The organism is Pedobacter sp. 10L46_2, assembly GCF_056395165.1.
Genome location: NZ_JBFTIZ010000154.1, coordinates 1 through 11,573 on the forward strand (window position 1 = coordinate 1; position 11,573 = coordinate 11,573).

Here is an 11,573-nt window from a genome sequence, read left to right on the forward strand (position 1 = left end):
GTTACAACCAAACAGGTGATTTTTAACTCATCAAATAAAGTTTTCAGGTCGGTCATTACATCCTTTTTGAGCACATTATCTAAAGCCGAAAAAGGCTCATCCATTAGTAATAGACTAGGTTTTGTAGATAAAGCCCTTAAAATAGCCAGGCGTTGCTGCTGGCCACCTGACAGATGCTTGGGTTTATGTGTTCTAAAAGCGTCAAGCCTGCCTATCGCTATTAACCTGTCAATATATTGAGCATCGTTTGAACCATACTGAAGGTGTTCTATAACAGTCATATTTGGAAACAAGGCATAATCCTGAAATACAAAGCCTACACTACGTTTCTGAGGTTCCAGATTCCTGTTGGCTTTGGTATCAAGCCACACATTCTCGTTCGCCGTTATCTTTCCTTCTTCCGGTTTAATCAAACCGGCAATAATTTTTAAGAGCGTTGTTTTACCCGATCCAGAAGGACCAATAATCTGGGTAATGTGCCGATGATGAAATGAAGCCTTTACCTGAATCAGATTAGTTCCATTGTAGGTTCTAACTCTTTTTTTTATATTAATTTCTATCATTCAAGCGGGCTTTTTGCAGATTTTCTATTCAAAATAAAAACAGTCAGGACTATTACAAAAGTGATTGAAAACAGAATCAGGGAGTAGTAATTTGCATTGGCATAATCCATACTTTCTACCGAATCATAAATGGCGATCGAGGCAACTTTGGTTACACCTGGAATATTTCCGCCAATCATCAAAACAACACCAAATTCTCCTAAGGTATGAGCAAAAGTAAGCACAGCCGCAGTTAGCAAAGAGGATTTGATATTGGGTAATAATACATGCCAAAGGGTTTCAAACTTTGACTTACCCATGGTATAGGATGCTTCTCTAATCGAGGTAGGCAAATGTATAAAAGCCGATTTTACCGGACTCACCATAAAGGGTAAGCTATAAATAACCGACGCTAAGATTAAGCCCTCAAATGAAAATACCAGGTGTATATTAAAATGTTCCTGCAGCCATTCTCCCAAAGCATTTTTAGGGCTAAAAGCCAGTAACAGATAAAATCCCAGCACTGAAGGAGGCAACACCAATGGCATGGTAATTATTGCCTCAATGATTAGCTTAGGGATGGAACTACGGCCAGATAGCCAATAAGCTATGGGCAAGCCAATCACAAAAAGGATTAACGTTGTCACACAGGCAAGTTTTAGGCTAAGGAATATAGGTGTTAAATCCATTCTTTTTAAACTTACGGAATTCTATACCCATTCTTCTTAAAAAGCTGTTTAGCTGCGGGCGATTGAAGGTAACTGAAAAACTTTGAAGCTTTATCGTAATTCCCCTTTTTGGCATGAGTAAGAATAAGCATTCCTTGTTTTATTTCATCATAAACTCTAGGATCAACCTTCACCCATTTGAGTTTTGCAGCATCGGGCCTTTCGTATATCAATGCTTCTGTTGTAAAACCAACACTAGCCACTCCTGCAGAAATATAGGTGTTCACCTGCGAGATACTTTCTCCCAGTACCATTTTATCTTTGATCTTGTTCCATAACCTGTAATGACGCAAGGCCTGTTCTGCTGCCTTTCCATAAGGTGCTAGTACAGGATTAGCTACAGCTACCTTGTTTACTTTGTTGGTAGTTAACAGGCTCCGCCAGTTTTTCAATTCCAGATCTGAAGTGCTACATACAATTAAACTGCCTAAGGCATACACTTTCGGTGGGTTAGTTCCGAAACCTTCCTTATAAAGAGCATTTGGAAAATCCATATCAGCAGAAAGAAAAACATCATAAGGTGCGCCGTTCTTTATTTGAGCAGTTAGCTTTCCCGAAGAACCTGCAATAACCTCTATTTCAATTCCGGTTTTCTTTTTAAAATCTGCCTGCAAGGCTTTTATTACAAATTGTGCGTTGGCAGCTACAGCAACTCTTAAAGGTTGCGCATGTGTTGTCAACGACAACACTAAAAGCAGAAATAGAAATAGCTTTTTCATCCTGTTAATTGGCAAATTTAACCTTTATTGAAATAACCTGTCTCGCGTTTCTCGGTTTCCTTTTTTCACCCTCAATGATGATGTGGAACGGGCCCTCATCTGCTGATAATAAGGCGCCGTCCTTTCTGTTGGCCAGAATAATTTTACGCGAAGAAAATGCAGGATCAACTTCAGGCAATGAGAAAAGGACCTGGTAACCATCGCTGGCTTCTACCAGCAGATATTTGGTCAGATTTTCGCCTTTTAATTCTTCGGCTAAGGTCACTCCCGCATTTTTAAGCACAAGGCCAAGTTCAGCGCCGGTATAGGTATGTTCTTTTTCTGTCCGGTCTTTCTGGGTAATAGTGGTTTTAGGTAATTTATCTACGTCAGCAGGAGTTAATACCAGTTTGGTTTTCACCTCACCTTCGATAACTGCCGATAACTGTTTTGCATCAGTTTGAGCAAACAATTTGTTTGACGCCAGCGAGGCAATAAATAGGGAAGCAAGGAGTATTATTTTATAGGATTTCATATTAAAGATTATTGAATACTAAATTTACAAAGTAATTTCTGCCTGCTTCCGGAAAGCCTTCGCTAATTGCATAGTTTTTATCGAAAGCGTTGTTCACGCCTGCCTCAATAGAAATCCAGCGGTATCCTTTAACTTGCGCGCTAAAGTTTGCAACTGCAAATTCACTTGCTTTAGTACCATAGCTAGTGCTATAGCGCGAAGAATTGTATTCCATGCTGGCCAGTACCGAAGCTATATTTTTGAACTGGTAACCTGAAGATACCAGAACTTTGTGATCTGGAGCATCTGTAAATTTGAGTCCTTTATTGCTCAGATTTGCACGGTGCAAATAGCTGTATTGCGCTCCGGCATTCCACCCATTAAGGATCATGTAGTTAGCCGAGAACTCTGAACCGTAAAATTCTGCTTTACCTGTATTCTGGAGTTGAGATACATTGGGTTGCACATTACTTACCTGCATAATGGCATCAGTAATACGGCTATAGAAGAGGCTCGCGCCAACCTGAATTCTATTAATAAAGGTTCCGGAATAACCGGTTTCGTAATGCAAAGCTGCTTCCGATTTCAGATCCGGGTTAGGGAGGGCAGTTCCCATACGGTACGAATAACGGTCTTTTATGGTTGCGAAACGCGTTTTTCGTGCAACAGATGCATTCAATTTATGCTGTTCGTTTAACTGGTAAACTGCACCGAGCTGGGCATTAAAAGCATAATTGTCATTTTTAGGATGGTTAGTGATTTCCTTAGTGGCTGAATTGTAATTCTGAGCCTCAAGGCTGCTGCGCAGATTAACCCCTATACCCGGCAGCAATACTAACTGTTCGTTTACCTGATAGGAGTCTTCCAATCCTACAGAAGCCGTATAGTCTCTGGTAGTACGAATAGGTTCGCCTATATTGTATTCCTTATGACGATCATTTTTGAATTGAGCCGACGCACTTAAAAAATGTGTAGTACTTAATTGATTATTATATTCTAATGACCCGCCGTAGGTATCATCCTTGTAAATACTCTGAAAAGAAGAGCCTTTCTTTTGAGTAGTGTAGGTATTATCGTCAAAAGCACTCAACAGGTTGCCAAATTTATCATAATACAAACGTGTTTTTATGGCGCTGTTTTTAGTAATGCCTGTGGTTGATAAAAAGTAGTAGCTTTCTTTATCCCAGTAAGGCCATTGCCAGAAACGTGGAGTAATTTTAGCATCATCACCCACGTAAGGGGGATTGCCCTTCTGGCCATCTTGTTTCACATAGTTGAATGCATACTCATCACCTGCTTTTGGCRTAAACCCCACCTTAAATGAATATTTTACATCTTCACGATATGCATTTTCTCTTTTACCGCCGTCTTCATTTGGTTTGGCAACGAAGTCCTTAGAAACTGGAAAACCCTGTTGCTTTAACTGTGAGATGCTTCCCTGAAAATAGAACTTACCAAAATTTGATCCTGCATTCAGGTTCAAACGATGCCCATCTCCACTCATAAATCCTGAACGCGCATCAATTTCAAGTTTATTTACCGGTTTCCTCGATACAATATTGATCGCACCACCAAGTGTGTTTGCGCCATAGGTAACTGATGAAAAACCTTTGGAGACACTGATTTGTGAAACATCAAAAGTAGTAAAGCGGCCCAGATCTACATATCCGTCATAAGGCACATATACAGGAATTCCATCAATAAAAACAGGAACCTGCCTCAAATCAAAACCGCGAACCAGCACAACAGATTCATTTCTGGCCCCAACCTTGGTTAAATGAACTCCTGGCAATAGGTTCAAAGCACCTGAAACATCAAGTTTGTTATTCGCTTCAATTTTTTCACTGTTTACCGTATTGGTTTCATTTTCGGTTTTTCCCTTGATCTGCACTTCCCCCAATTTGAATACCCTTTTAGTGATGGGCAATGTGTCGGTTGGTTTGATGTCTGATTGGGCTGCGGCACTCAAGGAGAGTGCTAAAAAGAGTAAGGATAAGTAGGTTTTAGGCATTTAGTTTGATGGTTAATTGGTTGGTTTATAAATTCGGATTTGAAAATTCGGGGTTGTTTACAAATGATGAGTCGGTAAGCATATTTAAAAAGGCAATAACAGCCTTCTTTTCCTGTATAGTAAGTTGAAGACCTGTACCGTTTTTTCTATTTGATACACCTTTTAAGAAGGGACTGAGGTGTTTGGTTTCCAAATGTTCGCTGTAATGATCAAGCACCTGCTCCAATGAAATAAAACGACCGTCGTGCATGTAAGGGGCGGTCAGCGCTATATTCCTTAAGGTTGGGATTTTAAATCGGCCATGATCAGAGTCCAACCCGGTAATGGCTTGTATGCCATTATCTTTAGAGACGTTATCTAATCCATTGTTATGGAACAATTCCATATAGGTTTTTACCCCTCCATGGCAATGGGCACAATCTGCACCTCGTATTTTTCGGTCAGGTTGGGGTGCGGTCATAAACAAATTCATTCCCTCCAGTTCAATGGGAGAGGGCTGGTATTCCTTTTTCAGATACTTGTCATACAATGAATTTGCAGATATAAGGGTTCTTTCAAATTGCGAAATGGCTTTTGTGATTCTTGAAGGAGTGATAGCTGTATCACCAAATGCACTTTTAAACAAAGATGGATACACATCCGTATTTCTTAATTTATGAGCAGACACATCTAATGCCTGACCCATTTCATGTGGATTTGTTAACGGAAATACAGCTTGCTCTTCCAATCCAACCGAACGCCCGTCCCAAAAAAACTTGCGTGCCCAAAGTAGGTTAACCAAAGCCATAGAATTTCGGCTGGTTAAAGCTCCGTCTACGCCTACACTGAAAGATTTTCCATCGGTAAAAGCTTTAGATTGTTCATGGCAGCTGCCGCAAGATAATTTATTGTTTGCCGAGAGTCTCGTTTCATAAAATAGCCTACGCCCTAAGCCCACACCTTCTTTGGTAGTTAGATTATCTGAGGGAATGGTAATGCGATTACCGAAATTAGCTGGATAAGTGAACTGATAAGGGGAGGGGTTAGGTGCAAAAATTCGGAGCAACAAAAAGAATGATCCAATAACGCAAGCTAAAAGTTTGTAAAAATCATTCATGTTTATTGATATGCGTCTGAAAGTTCTATATTTATCGTTATATTTTTTAAAGTATAACGGTAAATATAGGATGAATGCCGCATTTGTCAATGGCAAATCAATAACTATTTGTGTTTTATATGATTTTTATCATATATTGTAGTGTCCGATACTGGTAATAGCTATATTTTTATAGAATTCTCTTCCTGTTTAAGAAATTCGGTGAATTTTTCCTGTAGTTTTTTAAATTCTGCAATCATATCAAGCCCTTTTTCAGTAACAATTGCCTTTCCGCCACCTGTACCGCCCCTCGATAGGACCACAAGAGCATCATCAAAGTGTCCATTTATATGCTGCACTAAATCCCAGGCCTGTTTGTACGACATTTTCATTTGTAGGGCAGCCTGTCGAAGTGAGCCACTGGCATGAATGCGTTCTAATAGCTCTACTCTGCCGTGGCCTAATACTTTTCCTGTTGGAGTTTCGATCCAAATCCGGCCGTTTAACTTAAAATTCGTTTGCCCGTTCATATTAATCTTGAACTTTAAATATAACAAAAAGTACAGTCATAGTGCCTATTCCGCAATTATAGAATCGGAAAGCTATATATTGATGCAATGATGTTGCTATATGGCGGGTGCCATGGTGTGGTATTTAAAACGAATATAAATTTAATATAATAATCTTGTAACCTTCGTAAGTGATTTATCATCTTATATTAAAACCCCAATTCAATTAAGATATGAAAAGCTTGAAAATCTTGTTACTGCTTGTAAGTATTTGTGTTACTCAGAGTTTAAATGCTCAGATAAAAACCTTGAAGGGGGAAAATTTATCAAGTACGGCAATCGATAAATTTATCCAGCAACAAATGGATTCGCTTAAAATACCTGCACTGTCCATCGCATTCATAAAAAACAATAAAATAGTGTATTATAAGGCAACGGGGGTTAGAAATGCTGAACATGGACGTGTGGATAACAATACGATTTTCGAAGCAGCGTCAATGACCAAAACTGTATTTGCATATGCCGTTCTTAAACTTGTTAAAGAACGTGTATTGAGTTTAGATACGCCGTTGTATAAATATTATCCTTATGATGATATCAGTTCCGATGAACGTTATAAGCTCATAACAGCGAGGATGGTTTTAGACCATTCTACGGGGTTTCCTAATTGGCGGGAAAACAATAAATTAACTATTAACTTTACTCCTGGTAGCAAATTTGGCTATTCGGGTGAAGCTTTTGAATATCTCGGACAGGTAGTAAAGCATTTAACGGGGAAGAATACAGATGAGCTTATTAAGGAATATGTATTTAATCCGTTGTCGATTAAAAATTCCTATTTGACCTATACTGAATATGTTAAAAAACATTTGACAGATGGTTTAAAAGACAATAAAACCTGGGGTAAAAACGATTTGTATCTACAACCTTATGTATCTTATAGTTTATACACCGATGCTAAAGACTATGCTAAGTTTGTGATTCAATTAATGAAAGAAAGCGACACCGCTAACAGTACTTTCCAATCAATGTCTGCTCCACAATTGGAGCTCGATACGGCGGAAATGAAGACAAAAATATCGGCTTGCCTTGGGATATTTGCAGAGCAAACGCCATATGGTGTGAAATATTTTCATCCCGGGAATAATGATGATCGTTTTACATCAATATTTGAGTTTTACAAGGATTCGAAAATCGGAGTTGTTTATTTCATGAATTGCATCAAACAAAATGAATTAACTAAAAGATTAAATGAGTTTTTAGTGAGTGGTAAATGATGGTGAAACAAAGTCTGAATCTGTTTATTTCCTTAAAATTTTTTCCATATCCTTTCCTTTTGCCAATTCGTCAACTAACTTATCCAAATAACGTATCTTTTGCATGAGTTGGTCTTCGATTTCTTCCACACGATAACCGCAAATTACACCCGTAATTTTTGAAACATTTGGATTTATTTGCGGTGCCTGAGCAAAAAAAGTTTCAAAATTGGTTTTGTTGTCGATGAGTTGTTGCAGGGATTGTTTGTCATATCCTGTCAGCCAAAATATGATCTCATCTAATTCTTCTTTTGTGCGTCCTTTTTTCTCCGCTTTTTGAATGTAATGCGGATAAACGCTCGCAAAAGACATTTTATATACTCTTGTATTGTCCATTTTATCTGTTATTAATTCTCAAAGTTGTTTTTTATTAGGGTTGTTAGTATGACTTAGCAAGGCCACCATCAAGTGGGATGCTTGCTCCCGTGAGATATGAAGCATATTCTGATGCCAAAAAAGCCACTAAATAACCATATTCCTCAGATTTACCAAGCCTTTTCATCGGAACTTCGTTTTCTCTTCCTTTCCTGATTTCAGAAACCGTTTGACCACTTGAGATTGCTTGTTTATCAATAAGGTCATTTATCCTTTCGGTATCGAAATAGCCTGTTAGAATATTATTGACGGTAATATGGTGTTTTGCTACTTCATTAGATAGTGTTTTGGCCCAGGCTGCAGTTGCAGATCGAATAGCATTCGAAAGCACCAGATTATCTATTGGTTCTATTACAGAAATGGAAGACACATTTATAATGCGACCATGTTTTTGTTTAATCATGTGGGGTAGCGCCAGTGATGTTGTTTCGCAAACTGTTTTGAATACAAGGTCAAAGGCCTGCTGATAGGACTTGACGTCTTGGTTTAATGCGGTTCCCGCTTTCGGACCGTTGGTGTTGTTCACCAAAATATCGACGGTATGGTTCTTGAAAAAATCAGAAATGATTATTTGATATTTTTCAAAATCTGAAAAGTCGGCAACAAGATACTGATGAACCTGATTTTCGTGCACCACGGGCAGAAGGGAAGTGATTTCTTTTAGTTTGGCCTCATTACGGGCCATTAAGGTTACATTGGCCCCGCATTTAGCCAGTTCCTCTGCTATAGCAAGTCCTAATCCCTGAGTACTTGCGCCAACCAGCGCATTTTTTGATGTTAGCTGAATGTTCATAATATAAATGACTTTCTAAATTCTAATGGCGATAAGTTGGTTTTTGTTTTAAACAACTTACTGAACGATTGTGGATGTTCAAAACCTAACGCATAAGCAACTTCACTTACGGATAAGTTAGTGGTAGATAGTTTTTCCTTCGCCTTTTCTATAAGCTTTTGATGGATGTGCTGCTGTGCATTTTGTCCGGTTAGGGAGCGCAGCATGTCACTTAAATAACTGGGTGATAGATTTAGTGTTTCGGCAAGATATTGAACAGTAGGAATACCCTCGCTTAAAGATCTTTCATCTGTGAAATAAGTGTCTAATATCCTTTCCAATTGTTGTAACAAGTCACTGTTTACTGCTTTTCTGGTAATGAACTGGCGTTTATAAAAACGATTGGCATAGTTTAGCAATAAATCAATCTGAGAAATCACCACATCCTGGCTAAAGTCGTCGATCCGGCTGTTCAGCTCATTTTCAATCATTTTGAAAACCTCTATGACCGTTGCTTTTTCCTCTTCTGAAAGATGTAAGGTTTCGTTCGTTGAATAAGAAAAAAAGCCATACTGCTTTACGTTTTTAGATAGTGGATAACCTAAAAAGAAATCCGGATGGATGAGCAAAGTATATGCAGAACATACAATATCGTCATCATCTTCGCTGCCAATAACCTGGCCGGGCGAAATGAACAATAAACCACCCTCATCAAAATCATAATAACCCTGTCCATATTTTAACCTCCCGCCAAGCCTGGGTTTGTATGATATTTTATAGAAACCGATTACATGATTTTGAAGAGGTCTAACCACTTCCATCTGTGAGTGAGGACCTGTTTTCTTTCTTTTTCATCGCCAATTGAAATGATAACCAATGGTTGGCTAAATATCGATTATCATTCCTGCTTTAACAAGTTATCTTATTTTAGATTGCATTATTTTGAGGATCCCTGTGCGGAACTAGAGACTTCTTCCCATTCTTCCCAGACAGCTAAACGCTCATTGTAAATATCACGCACCAATGGCAGGCATTGGCTACCGAGGAAGAGCCGTAGTGGCGGATTTTCTGCATCTACAACTTTGAATAGCGCATCTGGAGTCGCATTCGGATCGCCTCTTTCCATGGTGCTTAGGCTTTCAAAAAATGTTGCTTTAAATTCTGTGTAAATTTCCATTCCTTGTGCAAACTTCAATGAATCCTTACTACCAAATTCAGTAGCATAAGCGCCTGGCTCTATAATAGTTACCTTGATGCCAAAGGCTTTAATTTCTTCGGCAAGGCTTTCATGTATGGCTTCAAATGCCCATTTTGATGAACTATAGTAACCGATAACCGGTAGGGTAACATGGCCCAGATTACTAGATGTTCCCAATATGTGACCAAATCCTTGTTTCCGAAGTAATGGTAAAGCGGCTTGTATAAYGGCAACAGGGCCAAGAACATTGGTTTCATAAAGTGCGCGAATATCGTATGTGCTGGCTTCTTCAATAGTTCCTACCAATGAATAGCCGGCATTGTTCAACACAATGTCGAGTCGGCCGAAATGCTTATAAGCTTGTTCCACTGTAGCCCTTACCTGCTCGGAATTTGTTACGTCAAGTTCTAAAGTCAGCACATTTTCACCATACCTTTCCTTCAGGTCTGCAATACTTTCCAAATTGCGTGCAGTAGCTGCAACCTTGTCGCCACGTTTTAGCGCTGCATCAGCCCAAACGCGCCCAAAACCTCTGGAAGTGCCCGTGATGAACCAAACTTTGTTTGCATTTGAATGATCTTTTTGATGTGTCATGATTTTATATTTTAAATAAATGATACAACAAAGGTCAACAGATAGCATTGCCTCCTCGTAGGCTAATTGAGGGTTTTTGTAGCCAAAATGAGGATGTCAGACCTAAGGCGATAATGCTTAATATGTCGCAAATTGGTCGTGAAATTGTCGTATATGCCCCTGATCAATACCTATTTTTACGTGCATCTTTGTTAAAGAAAATTAACATAAACATAAATCAATACTAAAAACTACTCTTATGTCAGACAACAAAGTTTCATTGCACAGAGTTATTAAGGCATCGCCTGATAAGGTATATCGTGCCTTCACCGAAGCCTTGGCTATCGCTTCGTGGTTACCACCTTATGGTTTCCTTTGTACTGTACACAGTATGGATGTTAAGGTAGGTGGTACATTTAGAATGTCGTTTCAAAATTTCACAACTGGTAATGGCCATTCATTTGGTGGAGAATACGTAGAGGTTAAACCAAGTGAGTTTTTGAAATACACAGATAAATTTGACGATCCAAACCTGCCAGGAGTAATGACCACTTCTGTTTGGTTTCAAAAAACATCGGTAGGTACGGAGCTAAAAGTATTGCAAGAAGGGATTCCTGCAGTAATACCAGCCGAAATGTGTTATCTGGGTTGGCAGGAATCGATTGAAAAATTGATTAAGTTGGTAGAACCTGAAATACCGGATGCTTGATTAGCTCCGGTTCAAACCACTGAATCAATTTTAGTGAAAATTGGTAATCGTCAAATATGGCTGACGGGAAAAGCAGTTGATCAGAAACGATCGGTCACAAAAGGAACGTTTTTCTAAGGCTGGACCCTCAGCATGATGATGAGTTTAATCTAAAACCCAACTTTGAAATCCCTCTACTGATTTAAATAACCATTCGGGGTTTAGTGCTTGCAAGGCAGTAATATCGGCAGTACTTGCCCAAGCTGCTGCTGCAATGGGGATGCCAATTTCCTTACAGTAAACTATATCGCTTGGTGCATCACCAACATACAGACATTCTTCGGCCTCGGCCTTAAAACGCTTTAACACAGATCTGATACCGTTCACTTTATTAGGGCCATCTGGCGAACCGGTTTCTAACACATCAAAGTATTCTGACAGGCCAAATTGTTCAAGCGAAATTTTTGTGCTGTACTTACCCTTTCCAGTAACCATGGCCAGTTGTACGCCTTTATTTTGCAAGCTTTCGAGTAACTCTTTAATCCCCTGAAAAGGGGCTGGGCAGGTATAATGT

Annotated in this window: 14 protein-coding genes; 2 read left to right on the plus strand and 12 right to left on the minus strand. The window is 39.1% G+C overall.

The genetic code is table 11. The features are described from left to right. The 7 genes from AC1DDX_RS16525 to AC1DDX_RS16555 form a co-directional block, all read right to left on the minus strand. Nucleotides 1-563, minus strand: a 563-nt coding sequence (locus AC1DDX_RS16525; RefSeq protein ID WP_477622283.1) for an ABC transporter ATP-binding protein, incomplete at its 3' end; no start/stop codon positions are given. Next, nucleotides 560-1,231, minus strand: a complete 672-nt coding sequence (modB, locus tag AC1DDX_RS16530; RefSeq protein WP_337718178.1) for a molybdate ABC transporter permease subunit — start codon at nucleotides 1,229-1,231, stop codon at nucleotides 560-562. The genes modB and AC1DDX_RS16525, both read right to left, overlap by 4 nt. An 11-nt stretch (nucleotides 1,232-1,242) precedes the next feature. Then, a complete protein-coding gene (gene modA / locus AC1DDX_RS16535) occupies nucleotides 1,243-1,989 on the minus strand; it encodes a molybdate ABC transporter substrate-binding protein (RefSeq protein ID WP_337718180.1) in 747 nt (248 codons plus the stop codon). A gap of 4 nt (nucleotides 1,990-1,993) precedes the next feature. Beyond that, a complete protein-coding gene (locus AC1DDX_RS16540; protein WP_337718181.1) occupies nucleotides 1,994-2,503 on the minus strand; it encodes a molybdopterin-binding protein in 510 nt (169 codons plus the stop codon). A gap of 1 nt (nucleotide 2,504) precedes the next feature. Further along, complete coding sequence (locus tag AC1DDX_RS16545; protein ID WP_477622284.1) at nucleotides 2,505-4,493, minus strand: TonB-dependent receptor plug domain-containing protein; 1,989 nt, start codon at nucleotides 4,491-4,493, stop codon at nucleotides 2,505-2,507. Between the two features lie 25 nt (nucleotides 4,494-4,518). Beyond that, nucleotides 4,519-5,589 carry a cytochrome-c peroxidase gene (locus tag AC1DDX_RS16550; protein WP_337718185.1) on the minus strand — a complete coding sequence of 357 codons (1,071 nt, stop codon included), beginning with the start codon at nucleotides 5,587-5,589 and terminating at the stop codon, nucleotides 4,519-4,521. Nucleotides 5,590-5,750: 161 nt separating this feature from the next. Beyond that, nucleotides 5,751-6,098 (minus strand): winged helix-turn-helix domain-containing protein, encoded by a 348-nt coding sequence (locus AC1DDX_RS16555; protein WP_337718188.1) that lies wholly within the window; start codon nucleotides 6,096-6,098, stop codon nucleotides 5,751-5,753. Nucleotides 6,099-6,310: 212 nt separating this feature from the next. Here AC1DDX_RS16555 and AC1DDX_RS16560 point away from each other — a divergent pair, with 212 nt between their 5' ends. After that, nucleotides 6,311-7,354: a serine hydrolase domain-containing protein gene (locus AC1DDX_RS16560; protein WP_337718190.1), complete on the plus strand. Its 1,044-nt coding sequence runs from the start codon at nucleotides 6,311-6,313 to the stop codon at nucleotides 7,352-7,354. 24 nt (nucleotides 7,355-7,378) lie between these two features. Here AC1DDX_RS16560 and AC1DDX_RS16565 read toward each other — a convergent pair whose 3' ends face one another. The 4 genes from AC1DDX_RS16565 to AC1DDX_RS16580 all read right to left on the minus strand — a co-directional run bounded on the left by AC1DDX_RS16565 (nucleotide 7,379) and on the right by AC1DDX_RS16580 (nucleotide 10,332). After that, a complete protein-coding gene (locus AC1DDX_RS16565) occupies nucleotides 7,379-7,729 on the minus strand; it encodes a DUF2200 domain-containing protein (protein WP_337718191.1) in 351 nt (116 codons plus the stop codon). Nucleotides 7,730-7,772: 43 nt separating this feature from the next. Then, on the minus strand, nucleotides 7,773-8,561 hold the full coding sequence (locus AC1DDX_RS16570; RefSeq protein WP_337718193.1) for an SDR family oxidoreductase: 789 nt from the start codon (nucleotides 8,559-8,561) through the stop codon (nucleotides 7,773-7,775). Beyond that, nucleotides 8,558-9,361 carry a helix-turn-helix domain-containing protein gene (locus AC1DDX_RS16575; RefSeq protein ID WP_477622285.1) on the minus strand — a complete coding sequence of 268 codons (804 nt, stop codon included), beginning with the start codon at nucleotides 9,359-9,361 and terminating at the stop codon, nucleotides 8,558-8,560. Before AC1DDX_RS16575 ends, AC1DDX_RS16570 begins: the two co-directional genes overlap by 4 nt. 116 nt (nucleotides 9,362-9,477) lie before the next feature. Then, on the minus strand, nucleotides 9,478-10,332 hold the full coding sequence (locus tag AC1DDX_RS16580; RefSeq protein ID WP_477622286.1) for an SDR family NAD(P)-dependent oxidoreductase: 855 nt from the start codon (nucleotides 10,330-10,332) through the stop codon (nucleotides 9,478-9,480). A 238-nt stretch (nucleotides 10,333-10,570) separates the two neighbouring features. Here AC1DDX_RS16580 and AC1DDX_RS16585 point away from each other — a divergent pair, with 238 nt between their 5' ends. Then, nucleotides 10,571-11,020, plus strand: coding sequence for an SRPBCC family protein (locus tag AC1DDX_RS16585; RefSeq protein WP_337718196.1), 450 nt, complete (start codon nucleotides 10,571-10,573; stop codon nucleotides 11,018-11,020). Between the two features lie 144 nt (nucleotides 11,021-11,164). Here the strand turns inward: AC1DDX_RS16585 and AC1DDX_RS16590 are convergent. Continuing rightward, on the minus strand, nucleotides 11,165-11,573 hold a 409-nt coding region (locus tag AC1DDX_RS16590), incomplete at its 5' end, for an HAD hydrolase-like protein (protein ID WP_477622287.1).

Coding starts and splice junctions, on each gene's coding strand:
- modB (WP_337718178.1), bottom strand. CDS start 1,231: ATGGATTTAACACCTATATTCCTTAGCCTAAAACTTGCCTGTGTGACA.
- modA (WP_337718180.1), bottom strand. CDS start 1,989: ATGAAAAAGCTATTTCTATTTCTGCTTTTAGTGTTGTCGTTGACAACA.
- AC1DDX_RS16540 (WP_337718181.1), bottom strand. CDS start 2,503: ATGAAATCCTATAAAATAATACTCCTTGCTTCCCTATTTATTGCCTCG.
- AC1DDX_RS16550 (WP_337718185.1), bottom strand. CDS start 5,589: ATGAATGATTTTTACAAACTTTTAGCTTGCGTTATTGGATCATTCTTT.
- AC1DDX_RS16555 (WP_337718188.1), bottom strand. CDS start 6,098: ATGAACGGGCAAACGAATTTTAAGTTAAACGGCCGGATTTGGATCGAA.
- AC1DDX_RS16560 (WP_337718190.1), top strand. CDS start 6,311: ATGAAAAGCTTGAAAATCTTGTTACTGCTTGTAAGTATTTGTGTTACT.
- AC1DDX_RS16565 (WP_337718191.1), bottom strand. CDS start 7,729: ATGGACAATACAAGAGTATATAAAATGTCTTTTGCGAGCGTTTATCCG.
- AC1DDX_RS16570 (WP_337718193.1), bottom strand. CDS start 8,561: ATGAACATTCAGCTAACATCAAAAAATGCGCTGGTTGGCGCAAGTACT.
- AC1DDX_RS16575 (WP_477622285.1), bottom strand. CDS start 9,361: ATGGAAGTGGTTAGACCTCTTCAAAATCATGTAATCGGTTTCTATAAA.
- AC1DDX_RS16585 (WP_337718196.1), top strand. CDS start 10,571: ATGTCAGACAACAAAGTTTCATTGCACAGAGTTATTAAGGCATCGCCT.